We start from the raw sequence: 18248 nt of genomic DNA on the forward strand, positions 1-18248 counted from the left end.
TCATCATCGTTTACTAATCCCCCACCCCCTTCACATACAGGCAAATTTGTGACTAGGCTCTCTTGAGCAAATGGCTAAGATAACGCATGCTACCTTCCCCCTTGGGTTCAACTGTGGACTCAAGGAGATCCGTTCGGATGAAGGTAGCAGGAGAGTGGGGAGTAACCCCACACCGACGAGGCAACTTTGTTATCGCTAACCATTGATTAGCAAGCAAAGCACTCTTTCAGGTGCCATTTTATGGTGAGGACTGTTACTGGACGAGCCTCTGGAGAGACTGTGAACATATCGCAACGTTAGCGTTTATGTCATCACGGCGCCGAAGGCGAAAGTGCAGTATTGATTTATCAAGCTGTGCGAAACGCTCAGGCAAAAGGACAGAGGAGAGGATGACTGACGTTGTTGTAACGCCTTGCGTTACCTCAGTCACTGTCGTTTGTCGCTGCGCCTAACTTTTGCCATCTGTATGGCAAAATACCTTGTCGACGCCATTCGTCAGCGCCATATCTCAGCCATTTCTTTTCCTCCTCCATATTAATTTTGTTGTTTAATATTCGAGGAATATCATGAATTTTCACGCGCTACTGAGCGACATCAATGCCATTGTTTGGGGCCCTGTTACCCTTTGTCTGCTGGTGGGGACAGGTTTATACCTGACACTGCGGCTAAAGTTACTGCAAGTATTCAAACTTCCTTTGGCGCTATCGCTTTTATTTAAACCCGCCAGCGGTAAGGGTGATCTCTCTTCATTTGCCGCGCTATGCACCGCCCTGTCAGCCACCATTGGAACGGGCAATATTGTCGGCGTGGCAACGGCCATAAAAATTGGCGGCCCCGGCGCGCTATTTTGGATGTGGCTAGCCGCCTTCTTTGGCATGGCAACTAAATATGCTGAATGTATGCTCGCTGTTAAATACCGTACCACAGATGCGCGCGGCAATATTGCTGGCGGTCCTATGTACTATATCGAACGGGGGCTCGGTCTTGGCTGGTTAGCCAAACTGTTTGCAGTCTTTGGTGTTGGCGTCGCGTTTTTTGGTATTGGCACCTTCGCTCAGGTCAATGCTATCAGTGACGCCATGACTATCGCTTTTGATATTCCAGCTTGGGTAACTGCTTTAGTGCTGACGCTATTGGTGGCCGCCGTGACACTAGGTGGTGTAAAGCGTATCGCCAACGTGGCGCAGAAGTTAGTGCCCACTATGGCATTGGGCTACGTACTGGCTTGCGCCTGGATTTTAATCGCCTTTAGCGAACAGATCATTCCTGCGCTGCAACTTGTCCTGCACTCTGCCTTTACTCCAGTCTCCGCCGCTGGTGGTTTTTTAGGGGCCACCGTCGCTCAAGCACTACAAATAGGGATCGCACGCGGGGTGTTTTCAAACGAATCAGGCCTTGGTAGTGCGCCAATTGCCGCTGCAGCCGCAAAAACCAACGAACCCGTTGAACAAGGCTTGGTCAGTATGACAGGTACCTTTTTCGATACCATCTTAATCTGCACCATGACAGGGCTAGTACTGATTATCACAGGCGTCTGGAATGGCGATGCTGCAGGGGCTGCAATGACCAGTGCGGCGTTTGCATCGGGCGGATCAGCCATCATAGGTCAATACGTGGTTACCATTGCGCTAGTCTGCTTCGCCTTTACCACCATTTTAGGTTGGCACTACTATGGTGAGCGCTGCTGGTACTATTTAACGGGCACTCGCCTTGGGGAACGTGGTGTTAGGCTTTACCAGTTAACGTTTCTTAGCCTCATTGCAGTCGGCGCATTTATTCAGCTGGACCTTATCTGGATGCTGGCCGATACCGTTAATGGCCTAATGGCCATTCCCAATCTTATCGCCATTATTGGTTTACGCCACGTGATTTTAGCCGAAACCCAGCGATACTTTACCCAGCGAGCGATGCCTACTGAGCGCGCCGTTGCATCGTCGTAATAGTTAAGATAAGGCGTTGTGATAAAGGATAAGCACAACGCCTTAACCACTATTGATTTAAGCGTTGCTCAAAGCGCTCAAACAGAAAGTCCAAAAATAAACGAATCCGCTTTGGCTGATATTGGCGACTCAAATAAACCACATTAAGGTCGGTACTTGACACTGTGGTGGCAGCGCTGAAGTTTTTCATATAACCGTTCAACACTGTCACTAAACGCTGGGCCTTAATGTCTTGCTGCACATCGATCAGTGACTTGAGCGCGATGCCTGCCCCCTCTAAGGCCCAATAGCGGATCACTTCACCGTCATCAGAAAATCTCGAGGGGATAACCGTCACCGACTTGCGTTGCTCATTGGCTTGAAAATGCCAATGTTTTAGCTCTTCGTTACTACGTAGCATGGCTAAGCAGTCATGTTCGGTCAAAGCTTGCGGCGTCAACGGCGTGCCTTTACGCGCTAAGTACTCTGGCGACGCACACAACACCCGTCGACTAGAGGCCAGACGCCGCGAGATAAGGTTACTGTCAGCCAGCTCACCATAGCGAATCACTATATCTATGCCAGATTCGGCAATATTGGCTAGGTTATCATTGAGATAAAGATAGGGCGTCACCTCTGGGTAACACTCCATAAATTGCGACACTATCGGCAAAATATACTGCTTACCGAGATCTTTTGGCGCCGATATCTTTAAGCTCCCTTTTACCTCGTTGACGCCTTTACGCATCAGCTCTTCAGTTTCTCTTACACTATCCAATATCTGTAAGCAGGACTGATAATAGCGGGCGCCAGCATCCGTTAATGAAACATGACGCGTGCTCCGATTGAGTAACTTGATCCCGTAGCGCTGCTCTAACCCCTGCAACCTAGCCGTCATTGTCGCTGGCGACAACCCTAGCTCTCGCCCTGCAGCCGCCAAGCCTTGATGTTTTACCACAGAGGTAAACATCTCCATATCAGCAAACTTATCCATACCACTTAATCCACAACAGAAAGTTTATTCAGTATATCCAAATAATATTTTCACTTTAAGACCAATTATCAAAAAAAAATAAACAAATATACTGACTCCATCAAACCAATACTGAATGAATTAACGATGGAGCACTCAACCATGAATCAAGCACAAACCACATATGTGATCGTCGGCGGCACCTCAGGCATAGGCGCAGCACTGGCTAAACAAATCAGAGCTGATGGCCATATTGTGCATATTGCCAGCCGTCAAACAGGTTTAGATATCAGTCAAGAGCAGAGTATTTATCGTTACTTCGAATCCGTGGGCGCTTTTGATCATTTGGTGATCACAGCAGGTTCATCCGCGCCAGCCGGAAAAGTGGTCGATGTGGCCATTGATGATGCTAAATCGGCATTTGATACTAAGTTTTGGGGCACCGTCTGTACGATAAAACATGCTGCACGCTACATTAAGTCAGCTGGGTCTATTACGTTAACCACTGGCATGCTTTCACGTAAAGTTGTCGCCAATACTTATACCAAAACGGCCATCAATGCGGCACTTGAGGCGGTAACCAAAGTGTTGGCTAAAGAGCTTGCCCCTATTCGCGTTAATGCCATTAGCCCAGGCCTAACCGACACCCCAGCTTATCAACACCTATCAGACAGCGATCGCAGCAAGATGTTTAGTCAGGCCAGTGAGCAGTTACCCGCTGGCCAAATAGGTAGCCCTCAAGAGATTGCCCAAGCCTATCGTTTTGCTATCGACAACCCATTTGTCACAGGCAGCATTATCGACATCAATGGCGGCGCCTTAGTGAGCTAACGGCACTTCTTTATTAGGTCGAGTCAAATTCCAACGCATCATCATCAACTAGTGAGCCTATTATGAACAATGAAAAAATACCTTTGCAGGTGTGGATTTTAACCCTTGCCGCTTTCGCCATCGGCACCGCAGAATTTGTTATTGCTGGCATTTTGCCACAGGTTGCCAATGCCCTTTCCATCACAGAAGGACAAGCGGGCTATCTGATCAGCGCCTATGCGCTAGCCATCGTATTTGGTGGCCCAATACTCACCATCTATTTAGCCAAGTTTAATAAGAAGCGGGTATTAACGGGCTTAATGGTGCTCTTCATTCTTGGCAACCTGCTTTCAGCCTTCGCCCCAGATTACAATATTCTGTTTGCGAGTCGTGTGATCACGGGATTAGTGCAAGGGCCCTTCTACGGCATAGGTGCTGTTGTGGCGACCAATTTAGTGTCTGAACGAATGGCTGGACGTGCCGTAGGACAGATGTTTGCTGGACTCACATTGGCAAACGTACTGGGCGTGCCTGGTGGCACTTGGATTGGCTTGCAGTTTGGCTGGCACACCACTTTCATCACCGTCGCCGCCTTAGGCCTTATCGCCATGCTTTTCATTCTTGCCGTGATCAAAACCGACGGCCATGGTGAAGCTAAAGATATCAAAACCCAATTGCAGGCATTTAAGAACCCTATGTTATTGGCATCATTAGCAATCACTGTCTTTGCATGGTCAGGCTTTATGACACTTTATGGCTACATAGCCCCAATTGCGATGCACATCACAGGTTTTGGTGAGCATGCCGTAACATGGATTCTGGTTATCGTCGGGATTGGCTTGATTATCGGTAACACTTTAGGTGGACGTTCATCAGACAGTAACCTGCAAAAAGCATCACTGTACTGGGCTATCGCCATGATCATCTCGTTAGTATTGGTAGGATTAGCGCTTGATAACAAAATCTTGTTTGTGGCTGCGGCCTTCCTATTTGGTATCGCATCATTTGCCAATGTACCTGCAATGCAGCTACGTGTAATGAACCATGGCGGTGAAGGACAAGAGCTTGCGGCGACCGCGAACATATCAGCCTTCAACCTTGCTAATGCCTTTGGTGGCTTCCTCGGCGGAATGGTACTCGACAGTCACTTTGGCGCAGGTATGATCCCTTATGCTGCGATTGCTGTCCCCGTGATCGGTTTACTGTTTATCTACTCCACCAATAAACGTGAATTGCGCCAACAGCCTACCAATCACTAACCTTCATGAGCCTCCTCTATAGGAGGCTCTTTGATTTCTCTTTACCCTCATCTCTCTTCCCTACCACCTGCGCACCGTCGGTCAATACAGCACTCACTAACGTCTCGTCTTTTTAAGGTAAGTTCTGCTACAGTAACCCTCAGACTACTAATACCAAAAGGAAAGTTTCGATGCGTGCCTCTCTCCCTCTGTGCATATCCTTATGCGCATTAATACTTACTGGTTGCAACGATGCCACTGAGTCCAAACCAGCCAACAGCACCGACGTCAGCGATAATCGGTCACAGCTCACCGCTCCGGCTAAACCCGTTGAAATCGCTGGTGATAGACAACACGCAGATGATACAGGGATGCAAGCCGTGGTTAAGCCGCACTCACCACAAAAAGGAGTCATGATGAACCAAGGCACTGTGAGACGAATTAATTTAGAAGGCGGATTTTGGGGTATATTGACTGATGATGGCCGTAAAATATTGCCCAGTAACCTGCCTAATGAGTATAAAAAAGATGGTTTGCGTTTAGGCTTTGCAGCGCAAGAAGTCAAAGATATGATGACCATTCAACAGTGGGGCACTTTATCAACCCTTAGCGAGATCACCGTGATTGGAAAGGTTGAGAGTCAAAACGCCGATCCGCGCCTTTAGTCTAGGTTCAGCAGCAATATAGCAGGGCTAACAATAGTCATTATTAGCCCTATAACAGCTTGAAATTGGTGCAATGAAACTCACCCGCCAAGTAAATCTCGCAATTGTTGCTCAGCAATCTCAGCCGCAGTTTTCGGCCGTTCTTGAGGTTGTTCCTCTGCCTGATTACTTGATGTTGGCGCATCGCCAAATAGCACCGCTAATTCAGCTAAAGCCTGCTCATTGGCTGACGGACCACTTTTACTGTATACGCCCGTAGCGGGTTTGAAGTAGTCGCAAAAATTGGCCCGCTCTCGGTCAGAGATCCACTCAGCACGCTCCTCTTTACAATCTCCTCTACCAGAGTCCTGAAAAAACACACACATCTTACAGACATGTTGATCGGCATGACACTCTGCACACGCCTCACGACGAGAAAGAGGTAAAATAACCCCCTCAAGCGCTTTGCCACATTGCCAACAGTTAAATTGATCAGACATCGTTATTGCCTCTATAAAACTGGCTATTCAAAAATCCTCACTAATAATCTACCCTTTATTGGCGTAATCCACCAATGTTAGGAGTGACCACTGAGTCTACTAACGGTTACATTCTGTGGTAAAATCAGCGCCAATTTCACCTTTACAACACAATAAGGCGTTGCGATGAATCCAATTATTGCCATTTTAAAAGAGCACAATGTTAGCGATGAGAAGATCAACGAACTTTTCCAAGCATTGACCGACAATCCACTCATGGCGATGGGCGTGATTGGTCAGCTAGGTATCGCACCAGAAAAACTACAGCAGTTAATGGCCTTGGTCATGCAAAACCCGGCCTTGATTAAAGAAGCCGTTACCGAGCTTGGCCTCGATTTTTCAAAAGTTGAAGCAGCCAAAGCACAACTGCAAAAATAGCGACAATCCATTATCCATCTAGGGATAAAACAGAAAGGCTGTCCTTATCGACAGCCTTTTTTTATTTTGCAATACCGTATTGGCGCTTACTTAGCCCCTGGCTCTGCAAATCGTGTCATCCACTGCTCGACTTGGTTATACCAATAGATGGAGTTATTGGGCTTCATGATCCAATGATTCTCATCAGGAAAATAGATCATTCTTGACTCAACTCCCCGGGTCTGCAAGGTTCTAAACAACTCAAAGCCTTGCCCCACAGGGACACGATAATCCAACTGCCCATGGATCACTAACGTCGGCGTATTAAAGTTGGCCGCACCGTAATGAGGCGAGATTGATTGATAGATCTCTGGCTTTTCCCAGTAATTACCAAAACGGGTACTGTGTACCGCAAAATCGGCCGCCATCTGCGAGTACATGTTATATACCGCGGCGTGGATTAATAGCGCATTAAATGGATGTTTTTGACCAAGAATAATCGAGGTTAAATAGCCACCATAACTGGCACCGCCCGCCACTAAACGTTCGTCATCTATCCATGACTGCTGCGTAAACCAATCGGTCGCTTTAAACACATCTTCAAGGGATTTGTTTTTCCAGTCTGGGTTAATGCTATCGGCAAACTCTTGGCCAAAACTGCTGGAACCGTGAAAGTTAGGCCATGCCGTTACATACCCCCAAGAGGCAAAGGTTTGTGCATTCCAGCGATAATGAAAGCCATCAGAAATAGCGTTGTGCGGACCGCCATGGATTAGCATCATCAATGGATATTTTTTACTGCGATCGAACCCTGGTGGGTAATGCACCCACATTTGAATATCTTGGTCCTTGTAACCTTTATAGGTCACCGATTCATAGGTACCCAAATCGACATCAGCCAAAATATCATCGTTAAACTGATCTAAACGGGTCGTTTCGCCATTGCTGGTATTAATTTTCACCACCCGTGCAGGGTAGAGAAAGCTATCGTTAGCCGCGACCAATGTACCATCGTTGGCCATAGTAGGCTTACCAAAGTTGGTGGCCTGAGTAATGGCTTTTATTTTGCCGTTTTTGGCATTGATATGAAAAATGCGTCGCGTAGCGGCGTCATCCACCGAAGCGTAAAACCCTTTGTTGTCGGGTGTCCAAATAAAACGGGCAACAGAGCGATCCCAGTCCTTCGCTAGCACTGTCTCGGTGCGCTTTTTCATATCCAACAGAATCAATTTGGCGGTATCGGCATAGAAACCATGGATAAGCTGACGAGTGAACGCTAAGGTTTTGCCGTCTGGGCTAAAGGTTGGATTTGAATCTGGCGCATTATTCTGTTCGGTGAGATTCTCCACCTTACCGCTACCAATGGCTGCAAGGAAAATATCTATTTTGGCATCGACTTGGTTATCCCAGCCGTTGGCATTAAAAGCGATCCAGCGCTCATTGACGTCGATATCATAGCTAGCCGCACTCTGGGACGAACGAGGCAATTGCTTCTTGAGCGGTTGAGTGATGGGCTCAACATCGCCCCCCTTAGCAGGAATGCGGAACACGTGCGCCTGCTTGTCTTCATCGAGCCAATGGTCAAAGCTTGAATAAGGCAAGGCATTCCATTGATGGGCAGAGACTTTGTTATCTTTATCGGCTTTCAATTGCTCCTCTGTCTCTTGCCAGTTTTTGCCAGGAAAAACCGCGCTGATAAAATAGATATGCTCGCCGACCCACTTCAGCCCCTTCACCCCACTGGGCACATCGGTTAATCGCTGGGCTTCACCTGGGCCACTCATTGGCAGCAGATACACCTGCCCGACTTCATCTTTATCACGCTTACTGATAAAAGCGAGGGTCTTGCCATCAGGCGAGAACACAGGCTCACTGACTCGCAGTCCTTTAGCCGTCAGCGGACGTTGAGACTTACCCTCATGGTCAAACAACCACAGTTGCGTGCTCCCCTTATCCTCGGGTACGTCATACTCAGTTACTGGCGCAATAATCATCTCACCATTAGGAGAAATAACTGGGCTAGCAATGCGGCTCAGTTGCCACAACAGATCCACTGAAAGGGTTTTACTTTGCTCTGCGACGGCTATGCTGATAGGCATAAACATACACAGGGCTGCAATGACGAATCTCTTCACGCGTGCTCTCCTTTTTATTGTCTTATTGCTCTCAACAGACGCTAACCGCGTCAAGGTTGATTAATCGTTATGCTTGTTACATCCACATGATCGACCTTAACACTTAAACCAAGCTTAAACTCAACCTAGGGATGTTAGATGCCTACAAAAATCGACATTCGCCACGGTGTTTCAGCAAAAAAACGTGATACATCTGTATACACTTGATTACCTTGGCCTTATACTCTGGATGTTAATATTGTTACCAAAATGAGTGTTGAGTTAACTAATTCAGCATTATTGCAGTAACTCAGGGCAAGGACTTGCCGAGTGATTGGTATTGATACTGATCAATTTAAACCGAAGAGCCCCTAACGCCATTGGCGTTAAGAAAGGTTGAATAACGGCTTGGAATTGCACAACGAGTAGATAACTCAGGTAGAAAACCAAAACGACTTACCAGCAGCACACCAATGCTAAGTCAGATGTCATTCAAGGAAAGCTCCAATTCAACTCTATAGCACCGTTTATTGCACGGGCGCTTCACTCTAAATTCACGTTAACGGATCTAAAAATGATCATTAGTAATCATAGGGATAATGTTGCTTAAAGCACAGTTATCGACTAGTTACTATGTAGTGCACTTTTTAATTATTGGACGCAAAATTAGGAAAGTATGCAGTTTGCAGCCTCCTACACACGGAAGTCTCTCGTTTTTTGCATTGGGCTAGGTAATGGATGAACAGCTGGGTTTATCATCATTATCAATTTTATAGCCAGTAGTGTTGTGCAATCGTTTTACTCGCCGTAGGCAGCCAAGGCTAGAATATGAAACTAAACAAGTTAAAGATTAAACATCGAATAGTACTATTAACTCTGGTGGCAATTGCTTCATTTATTTTCTCATTAGTAGTTAATAATCAAAGCGTTAAAGATAACGCCGAGCGCCTCAACTACGTTAACACTCAGCTGTTTCCGGTATTAAAGCTGGCAACTATCAATGAAGGCTTAATTATTCAGCTCGACCAAAATATTCAGTCAGCAGTGACGACAGGCGAAGAGGATTCGCTCATCACCGTCGACAAGATGGTTGAACAGATAGTTAATAACTTAAATGACATCGCTCGACTACTGCCTAACGAGGCCGCCCAAGCTCAATCCATGAGCAATGATCTCAAGGTTTATCATCAAAAAGCCAAAGGCTTGGTTAATGAGTTTCTTAAAGATGATGTCGATTTTAATGTGATTAAAAACCAAGCCGCTGAAAATGCTGAGCGCTATAATAAGCTGCTTCAGCAATTTAACGCTAAGCAACTCGACTTTTCAGAGCAATTTGCGCAATCAATTCAAAACACGTTAGAAAGCTCCGATAACGCATCAACATCTATGCTAACCATAGGTATTGTCGCGTCTATTTTCCTGATCGTAGTGGGCTATTTTGTCAATAACTCTATTATTGTCACCCTCAATAATGTCACTGATTCACTGCGTAATATCTCCGAAGGTGAAGGGGATTTGCGTTCACGTATTCAATATGACGGTAAAGATGAAATTGCCGTATTAGTTCATTGGTTTAATCAGTTTGTAACTAAACTGCAAGCCTCAATTGCCGACACGCAACGAACCACAGAAAGCCTAGGTAAGGTGTCGACGACACTGCTAGACAGTTGCAGAAACAGCGAAAGCACCGTCACCGAACAGTCTCAATCGGTTGATCAGATATCCAATGCGATGCGTGAAATGTTTGTCAGCGTTGAACACGTTGCAGAATACGCCACGAATGCCGCGTCAGAGGCCGATAATGCCAACCAAGAAGCACAGCGTGGTCAAACCGTTGTGGCAAATGCCATTGCCACCATTAACCGCTTATCCGATGAAGTAAAAGCCACTGCCATTGTTGTTAATCAACTGGACGCTTTTACTAGCAATGTGAATGCGATTTTAGGCACCATCCGCGGTATTGCCGAGCAAACTAACCTATTGGCGCTTAATGCGGCCATTGAAGCAGCACGAGCAGGTGAACAGGGACGTGGCTTCGCCGTGGTTGCCGATGAAGTGAGAACGCTCGCATCGCGCACCCAATCCTCAACAGAAGAGATCCAGCAGGTATTGCAAGAGCTAAGCTCAACCTCAACCCAAGCGGTAGAAGCGATGCAACGCGGCATAGAAACCGCCGATGAAGGGGTGCAGAGTACGTCGCTTGCGGGCGATGCATTGGTGAGCATTACGGACAAAGTTAGCGCGATCGTAGTGGTCAATGAACAGATAGCGGCTGCCACAGAGGAGCAACACAATACCTCTGTGCTAATACAGCAATACGTCGCTGAAATTGAAAGTAACGCTCAAAAAGTGAAAGCCACTACCGATGAACTCGGTGGCATCAGTTACGACATCGAAGGGGTCAGCAAACAACTGACCACCATCACCGACCAATTTAAAGTTTAATCGATTAATACAAAAAATAGATCAACCGGGAGCATATGATGAACACAAGACATACCTTTAATACGGCGCTTAAAGCACTGCCGTTTGCGATATCTATTTCGCTGGTATCCGCACAAGGTTTTGCTGCAGAAGAAACCAATGAGCAGAAGATAGCAAAACTAGAGCAGCAGGTGCAAACCTTGCAAAAACAACAAACTGCCAGCTTAACAGACAGATTCAAGTTTAATGGTTTTATGAGCGGAGCCTATGTCTCTGCAGACAATAACTCTGGCTATTTGGGCTCAAGTACCTCGGCAGATTTTAGTGAAGAAAGTAAGCTAGGCTTCCAAGCGACCTTTGCGATCACCGACAGCACCCAAGCGGTAATGCAGCTCATGATGAAGGGCGAAAACGATTGGGATGTCGAAGCAGAATGGGCATACGTGTCGCATCGTTTTGACGGCGGAGTACAACTGCGCGGCGGTAAACTACGTGTGCCACTATTTATGTACTCAGATTACTTAGATGTGGGTTACGCCCAGCCTTTTGCGCGTCCACCAGAAGAAGTTTATGGCTCAGTCCCCTTTACAACCTATACCGGTGGTGATGTCAGCTATGAATTTGAGTTTGATGACTCTACGTTAACAGTGCAAGCCTTTGGCGGTGAATCTGAAGAGTCTGGCACAGATATCAAAAATATACTCGGCGCCAACCTAACATGGACCGATGAGATCTGGACCCTACGAGCCGTATACGGCCAATCAACCTTAGATGGCACCATCAGCCGCTCTGTGACAATTCCGTCGCAAGACCCTGTCACTGGTTTGCCAATCTCTATCGAAGCATCAGTACCACTACTAACGCTCGACAATGAAAAAGCCACCTTTACAGGCGTGGGCGCAAGCTATGACAACGGTGAGTTCCTCGCTGTCACCGAATGGACTCGAGCCGAAGTAGATGGCCAATATACGGATTCAGATGCAGGCTATATCACCTTAGGCTACCGCATTAACGCGTTTACACCATATGTGACTGCCGCCTATTATGAGTCACAAGATGATGACCAAAGACCTGTATTCAGTCAGGGCAGCGCACTGATTGCGGCACTGTTCAACGGCCAACGTACCTCATACAGCGGTGGTCTGCGCTGGGATGCATTGGACAATCTCGCGGTGAAATTTGATGTGACTTACGCTACCGACTTTGGCGACACTTCAGGTGGATTCCAAAGCAATGTATTGCAAGAATATGACGATGTCACTGTGTATACCGTTAAATTCGACGTAGTATTTTAAGGAGCGCTACAATGAAAAAACTACTCTCTATCGTAGCGCTTAGCCTATGCAGCATGGTTTCAGCACAAGCCGCTGTAGTGTTAATTGGTGCCCCAGGAACCAGCGATATTTCAGCGTCTGATGCCAAGAAATTATTCCTAGGTAAAGGCTCATCCTCTTCTGTACCTTTTGAACTTGATGAAGGTAACGCTACCCGCTCTGAGTTCCACGACAAAGTGACACGCAAGAGCGATGCGCAATTGAAAGCCTACTGGTCAAAACAGGTATTTACCGGTAAAGGTAATCCACCAGCGACAGTTAGCAGCGCGGCGGCAATGAAGTCAACCGTCGCCTCTACCCCTAATGCTGTTGGTTACATCGACGAAGCAGATCTAGACGACACGGTAAAAGTGATCTTAAAGCCGTAAGCTTCAGCCAAGCTAATAAAAAGCCGAGTGAATCAACACTCGGCTTTTTTGATTATGTACCTTCAATATTAGATTAGAGAGCACAGGTATATCTCATCCGTTAACACTTAACAGCAGGTACTTACCATTACTGACAAGTAGAGTGATAGTGATTCAGTTCAATAAGGCCTTGCAACACAATGCCATGGTAACGCGCTTGAATAAGTTGGTAGTCTAGCTCAGGAGCGAAATAGTAGGTCACGTCTTCGGCCCCAGTTTGCTCAACCGGGATGAGCGAGAGGTTCCCCCAAGGCGCTATCGTTTTTGTTTGCTTAGCTTGCACATAATATTGATAAGGCTCTATGGCATCTGACGCTTGTCTGATTAAGGCAAACTGCTGGCGACCTTGCAGCAAGAGGTGGCGCATCTGAATCGCCAACGTATCCACGTCTCGCAGTGCGATCGAAGAAGAGTGATAATGCTCGATATCTCCGTCTACGTTGACCCGAGACTCGCGACCATTAGCACTAAAATTTGCCTGTAAGTCTCTGGCGCGAAAACCACTTACCTGCTGGTGAAACTTATCGGTGAGCCACTCATGAGTTGTCGTAGACCAAGAGAGCTCTGCCCGCTGACGATACTCAGTGCCTATGCCTAAAATACTGGCTTTACTATGAGAGGTCACCACCGCCGTTTCCCCGTGCCAAGTTTCGGTTCGGCTCATGGTACCTGTATGGATGCCGCTAAGATAAATGTCGTAATCTGACTGACGCATGCACTGGGGCGCCAATGCCTTAACCAGAGTTTGAGATGATACAGGCGCAGCGCTGACCGATACTTTGGCCTTATCAACCAAAGCATCTTCAGCAAACGCCAACACCGAAGTTAACGCGAGCACACAGCCCAGCATGCAGGCAGATAAACGCATCATGCCTAGAACACTTCGTTCACGTTGAGGTAAAAGTTGGTTTCATTTTCACCCACACCGATATCGAGGCGTAAATTGATGTTGTCTTTAATTTTAAAACGAAAGCCAGCGCCATAAGAGGTCATCAGCTCATCACTGAGTTCACTCACCTTAGAGGCCACGCTACCCAAACCACCCCAAAAGACCATGCCATAACGTTGGAAGATAGGCAGACGATACTCAACTTGCCCCATCATCATCTGCTCATCACGATAGCGGCCCTTGATATAACCACGCATCGCACTTGAACCACCTAAGTCTGGCAGCATGTTCCATGGCACATCGCCACTGGTGAAGTGTCCCTGCACTTGCCAAGCGATAAGCCCTGGGGCGCCGCTAAGTAGTGATGTCGAGCTCAAATCAATATAGTTGGCCAGCTCAAGATTATAGGTCGAAAATGTCGAGTACTCGCTGTTTTGATAAAGCCCAGCATCAAGCTGAAATAACCAGCCTTTAGTGGCATTAAGTCGATAATCACGAGAGTCATAGATACTGGTCAGCACCACACCTGAGCTAAAATTATCAGGCAAAATAGCATCAGATGGTATAGGCAGATCGGTATCAACCAAGGTTAACTTATCGGCACTGGCGTAGGTAAAGTCGGCCCCGACACCTAAAAAGTAGTTGTCCGCCACCTCAGTCATCCAGCGCGGTGTAAAGCTGTAAAGCTGCTCATCAAACTCATGATGATTACTGTCGATATCGCCAGCGGCAATCCCCTGGCCATAATACACAGACGCTTCGTTATGTAACTCCAGCCCCAATAATAAGCGCTGCTTACCGCCGTTGAAAAACGTCATGTTTTCCACTTCAACGCCATACGAATTGTTCATCGATACAAACGAATTCAACACCAAAGATGAAGGCTGCTCATCACTCGCGGCCCCGTCGGTTTTGTATAGCCCCACCATCAACAGGCCAACGCCAAACTTCTTCTCTGGCGTGTAATAAGCCGTTGGCAGGTAACTCATATCGATAGGTTTGCTTTCATCAAACTCACCGTCAGCACCGAAAATATCCAGAATATCGTCGACCCAAGTAGGCTCCATATCTTTTGGCGTGTGAATCAAGGGTTCAACGGCGACAGCCTGGTAGGATAAGGCAAGCAGGGATAACAACAAAATCCGTTTCATAGACACTCTAATCAGTAATGGAAAATAGTAGGTAGGCAGACAAGAGCTGAATAGAACGCCATCTGTCAGGCCCAACGATGAGGGGCGCATTTTAACACCCCAGCGCTTTTCAACAACGACTTTTTCGCAGCCACCGACACCTGACCCATCACTTAATTGAGCACAGAGTCGCAAAGCATCAAGAGTGATTTGGGGATAACATAGACGATTAAGTGCCAGTGCAGCGCGTTCGCGACCATTCACTTGCAATCGGTCAGAACACAGTGACATTTCTTTCACTCAGCCAATCATAAAATAGGAGCAAGCTGAATTAACAAGAGCACCTAATGAACCCACTAAGCCTAAGCTTCGAGCAACAACACACAAATCACCACCAAACCTTTCTCCTTCAAAGAAAGCGTGAATCTGGCTTTTTATGGGTGCTGTTTATTTTGGTCTGCGGATTTGTCCTCATGATGAAGCAAAGCACTAACCACAGCTTATTCTTACTCGTTAATCAGGCGAGCCAGCACTTTAGCCCGGCGCTGCTTGCCAGTATCACAGACCTAGGTAATGGCATTGTTACTGGGAGCTTGTTAATCATCATTCTATGCTTTAAACCAGCTTGGATATTACGGGTAATGCTGGCAGCAATTATCTGCCTCGCTGCCACCCATCTTCTTAAAAACTACTTTGATGCTTCACGTCCAGCCTCCCTGTTAGCGCAACTGCATATCGTCGGCGACGCGCGCCATAGCAATAGCTTTCCCTCAGGGCATACCGCAACCATATTTTTACTCGCTGGCACCGTTTTTCTCTCATCAACACGACAATTGAGCCGGATATTATTGCTCTCATTAGCCGTCCTTGTTGGACTGTCGAGAGTGTCCGTTGGTGCCCACTGGCCCATTGATGTGGCCTTAGGGGCGATCATCGGCTGGAGTAGTATTTATGCGGCGAGCGCGCTCAACACCTCATTGGTCACCAAGCAGGCACAGTGTTTATTGTTAGCCACGTTATTACTGCTACTAACCAGCTTGAGCGTGATGAATAACAGCGAATTCCCGCAACTTCCAATTGTCGAGCAACTACAAATTTTCTATATTTTTGCCGCGGGAGTGTGCCTGTTTACGCGCTACGTTTACCGACCGTGAGCACCTAACAGTCTCGCCAAACCATGGGATTGCAGGAAAACATGAGATGACACTTATTCAGCCTGCACATGTGTAGTCGTTAGCCTTGCGTACAAAATAATACACGCCGCCAGTAGGGCTAAGTCTTTAACAATGAATTGGCCACTTCCGGTTAACACAGGAAAACCCAAACTGGTTTCGTAAGCGGGCAAAGTGATAACAAAGGTTTGAGTCGCTGCAAACGTCAAGGCGGCGACGGCAAGCCCCAACACATAAGCTGTGCGAGACCAAGAGGCCAGCAATATGCCCAAGACGGCAATGAGCTCAATGACACCGATAAAGTATGAGCCATGCAACACACTAAAAATGGCATATATCCAACTAAACAATGGGCTGGTGCTCATCAAGCCTTCAATACCATCAGCTTCAATTTGAGTAAACTTCATCGCGCCAATCCATGCCATGACTAAAACAATACCGGCCGCAAGCAAGGCTGTTGCCATGCGCTTAATCCGATAGTGATCGCCATAATGAGAGGCCACATAAAGTGTCACGGCCACAATTGCCAAATATTTTATTAGCCCTTGTCCGGCGCCAATTGCAGGAAAACCGCCAAGTGCGTCAATCCAAACAGGATGGGTAAACAGCATCAATAAGGGCACGGTCGCAAGCACAGCATAAGCGTACAGGGTAACCTGGCTCCACTTATGTTGAGGCAGCAAAAGCGCTAACACGACCAGCAGCTGTATTCCCCCCAATACTGCCGACAGCCAAGGCATATCTGGCAAATTAATCGCCGCGAGTTGTTTATTGAAGTAAATGGCATCCCCCGCGGTAAAGCGAGTCATAGCGGTTAAGAATAAAAAACAACCCAGTAACCCCCTGGCAATTAACAAACTCAGATTATGGCTAATGGGTTTTAGTAATGCAGACATATAGACTCCTATTTTTTCGCTATAGACCCGCAAAAAAACAAAAACCTTTCATTTTGCTATGGGAAAGTGGACCGCATTACACAAAAAAGCCCTGACAACATAAGTTATCAGGGCTTTACATTATTGGTGACTTATTCGCAGCGAGACACTAGCCCAATGGCCGTTAACGTACCCAACGCATTAGCTGGTTGGCATCGCTCACCGCGAACTGTCTCTTGATGAGGTTTCCGGCAGGATCGAACAGTAACAGTTCAGCGGGCCCAGCCTTGTATTTAGCAATCAACTGCTGCCCTTCTGGTGTGCCCGTTCTTGCTAACAAAAATAATACCTTATCACCAAGGTGCGCACGCGCTTCGTTCATCTGTTCGGTCTGGCTGTTACTCAGAGCAAGATTAGGATCATACACAAACACCACCGCAGGCTTACCTGTGCCTATCTGCTCATGAGTCGCTTTAAACCCTTTAGGCATCATCATTAATAACAGCCCAAATATGGCCACGATTGAGATAACGACGCCAATAGCCACCCAAGGCATGCGGCGAGTAGGTGCTGAATGTTGTGTATCCATGCAGGTAGATCCCTCTGTTAATGGTTGAAGTCGAGCATCTAACCACACATTGTAGTCACCTAACCTTAGGCATAGATTAAAATCTATGCCTAAGGTGAGTTGCTGTGATTAATCGCCTATCACATACTGCCTAATGGTATTAGAACAGGTCTTCAAACCACTTTTTGGTCAAACCTGCACCAACCATCATCTTAAGTTTTATCAGCGCCATAGTATCACCAGACTCCAACGCCGTATCACCACAACGTGGATCTGAGCGTTGCAATGCGCCTGTCATTTTATGGTCGATAGGAATAGGTTCGCAGCCATGGCCAGACTCACAAATAAAGTCCCACTTCTCTTTAGCTGGCACATGACACGCAAAGCAGTTGCCATCAAAGCGATTGACCACATCAACGAAACCGCGCTTTGCAATTTTAGAGCCGCTCTCATCGACCTCTAACTCGAAAAACTCCCAATCATTGGTTGCCACAAAGGTGCCAGGCTCACGCTTAACCATTACCTCGGTCGGCACCAGTTGCACCACAGAGCCTGTGGGATAAATAGCGCCCTCAGGCGAATTCGCAGCAGCTAATGTGCCTTCTATATTACCCAGCAGATTATCAACATAAAAGTGACGCACTGGCGTCATGTCGCGGATGCAGCTAAAACTGGTTTCATCAATATTCACCACTTTAGTGTCTGATTTATCCACCTCCGCTTCGGATACTGTGGCGGCATAGCTCGCTGTATTACTCATTAGTGTCATGAATAAAATCATCGCCCCTTGGCCAATCTTTATTACTGCTTTCATGGTATTTCCTATTACTAAAGGTGATTAATTGGGGTGAGTTA

General features: G+C 47.0%; 17 protein-coding genes and 1 riboswitch. Of the genes, 9 read left to right on the top strand and 8 right to left on the bottom strand.

Annotation, left to right across the window (positions count from 1 at the left end):
* The first annotated feature begins 258 nt into the window (after positions 1-258).
* Positions 259-391, top strand: a riboswitch (glycine riboswitch).
* 175 nt (positions 392-566) lie between these two features.
* The gene (locus tag BEL05_RS13100) at positions 567-1940 is read left to right on the top strand and encodes an alanine/glycine:cation symporter family protein (RefSeq protein WP_028762707.1); all 1374 of its coding nucleotides are present in this window, start codon (positions 567-569) and stop codon (positions 1938-1940) included.
* 49 nt (positions 1941-1989) lie between these two features.
* On the opposite strand, the gene BEL05_RS13105 is transcribed toward BEL05_RS13100, so the two are convergent.
* Positions 1990-2913 (bottom strand): LysR family transcriptional regulator, encoded by a 924-nt coding sequence (locus BEL05_RS13105; RefSeq protein ID WP_069671415.1) that lies wholly within the window; start codon positions 2911-2913, stop codon positions 1990-1992.
* A gap of 141 nt (positions 2914-3054) precedes the next feature.
* Between BEL05_RS13105 and BEL05_RS13110 the strand changes: the two genes are divergently transcribed.
* The 3 genes from BEL05_RS13110 to BEL05_RS13120 all read left to right on the top strand — a co-directional run bounded on the left by BEL05_RS13110 (position 3055) and on the right by BEL05_RS13120 (position 5605).
* Positions 3055-3723: an SDR family oxidoreductase gene (locus BEL05_RS13110; RefSeq protein ID WP_139151885.1), complete on the top strand. Its 669-nt coding sequence runs from the start codon at positions 3055-3057 to the stop codon at positions 3721-3723.
* Positions 3724-3785: 62 nt separating this feature from the next.
* On the top strand, positions 3786-4961 hold the full coding sequence (locus tag BEL05_RS13115) for an MFS transporter (RefSeq protein WP_069671417.1): 1176 nt from the start codon (positions 3786-3788) through the stop codon (positions 4959-4961).
* A gap of 170 nt (positions 4962-5131) precedes the next feature.
* Positions 5132-5605: a hypothetical protein gene (locus tag BEL05_RS13120; RefSeq protein ID WP_069671418.1), complete on the top strand. Its 474-nt coding sequence runs from the start codon at positions 5132-5134 to the stop codon at positions 5603-5605.
* 80 nt (positions 5606-5685) lie between these two features.
* On the opposite strand, the gene BEL05_RS13125 is transcribed toward BEL05_RS13120, so the two are convergent.
* Positions 5686-6084, bottom strand: coding sequence for a hypothetical protein (locus tag BEL05_RS13125; protein WP_069671419.1), 399 nt, complete (start codon positions 6082-6084; stop codon positions 5686-5688).
* Positions 6085-6249: 165 nt separating this feature from the next.
* Between BEL05_RS13125 and BEL05_RS13130 the strand changes: the two genes are divergently transcribed.
* Positions 6250-6501 (top strand): DUF2999 family protein, encoded by a 252-nt coding sequence (locus BEL05_RS13130; RefSeq protein ID WP_028762704.1) that lies wholly within the window; start codon positions 6250-6252, stop codon positions 6499-6501.
* 86 nt (positions 6502-6587) lie between these two features.
* Here the strand turns inward: BEL05_RS13130 and BEL05_RS13135 are convergent, their stop codons facing one another.
* Complete coding sequence (locus BEL05_RS13135) at positions 6588-8585, bottom strand: S9 family peptidase (protein WP_439332368.1); 1998 nt, start codon at positions 8583-8585, stop codon at positions 6588-6590.
* 837 nt (positions 8586-9422) lie between these two features.
* Between BEL05_RS13135 and BEL05_RS13140 the strand changes: the two genes are divergently transcribed.
* From BEL05_RS13140 to BEL05_RS13150, 3 genes are read left to right on the top strand one after another with little or no spacing between them, the layout of a single operon-like run.
* Positions 9423-11039, top strand: coding sequence for a methyl-accepting chemotaxis protein (locus BEL05_RS13140; protein WP_069671421.1), 1617 nt, complete (start codon positions 9423-9425; stop codon positions 11037-11039).
* Between the two features lie 38 nt (positions 11040-11077).
* A complete protein-coding gene (locus BEL05_RS13145; RefSeq protein WP_069671422.1) occupies positions 11078-12313 on the top strand; it encodes a hypothetical protein in 1236 nt (411 codons plus the stop codon).
* Between the two features lie 11 nt (positions 12314-12324).
* Positions 12325-12720 (top strand): type 2 periplasmic-binding domain-containing protein, encoded by a 396-nt coding sequence (locus tag BEL05_RS13150; RefSeq protein WP_028762700.1) that lies wholly within the window; start codon positions 12325-12327, stop codon positions 12718-12720.
* 127 nt (positions 12721-12847) lie between these two features.
* Here BEL05_RS13150 and BEL05_RS13155 read toward each other — a convergent pair whose 3' ends face one another.
* Both BEL05_RS13155 and BEL05_RS13160 read right to left on the bottom strand, forming a co-directional pair.
* Positions 12848-13630 carry a hypothetical protein gene (locus BEL05_RS13155; RefSeq protein ID WP_175427344.1) on the bottom strand — a complete coding sequence of 261 codons (783 nt, stop codon included), beginning with the start codon at positions 13628-13630 and terminating at the stop codon, positions 12848-12850.
* Between the two features lie 2 nt (positions 13631-13632).
* Positions 13633-14799: a BamA/TamA family outer membrane protein gene (locus tag BEL05_RS13160; protein WP_069671580.1), complete on the bottom strand. Its 1167-nt coding sequence runs from the start codon at positions 14797-14799 to the stop codon at positions 13633-13635.
* A gap of 326 nt (positions 14800-15125) precedes the next feature.
* Between BEL05_RS13160 and BEL05_RS13165 the strand changes: the two genes are divergently transcribed.
* Positions 15126-15932 carry a phosphatase PAP2 family protein gene (locus tag BEL05_RS13165; protein ID WP_069671423.1) on the top strand — a complete coding sequence of 269 codons (807 nt, stop codon included), beginning with the start codon at positions 15126-15128 and terminating at the stop codon, positions 15930-15932.
* A gap of 53 nt (positions 15933-15985) precedes the next feature.
* Here BEL05_RS13165 and BEL05_RS13170 read toward each other — a convergent pair whose 3' ends face one another.
* The 3 genes from BEL05_RS13170 to BEL05_RS13180 form a co-directional block, all read right to left on the bottom strand.
* Entirely contained in the window at positions 15986-16846 is an 861-nt protein-coding gene (locus BEL05_RS13170; RefSeq protein WP_069671424.1) for a DUF417 family protein, read from the bottom strand.
* Positions 16847-17009: 163 nt separating this feature from the next.
* Positions 17010-17414, bottom strand: a complete 405-nt coding sequence (locus BEL05_RS13175; RefSeq protein ID WP_028762696.1) for a hypothetical protein — start codon at positions 17412-17414, stop codon at positions 17010-17012.
* 139 nt (positions 17415-17553) lie between these two features.
* Positions 17554-18207: a hypothetical protein gene (locus BEL05_RS13180; RefSeq protein ID WP_069671425.1), complete on the bottom strand. Its 654-nt coding sequence runs from the start codon at positions 18205-18207 to the stop codon at positions 17554-17556.
* Positions 18208-18248: the final 41 nt, after the last annotated feature.

Origin of the sequence: Shewanella colwelliana (assembly GCF_001735525.1) — a bacterium.
GTDB classification, from domain to species: domain Bacteria; phylum Pseudomonadota; class Gammaproteobacteria; order Enterobacterales; family Shewanellaceae; genus Shewanella; species Shewanella colwelliana.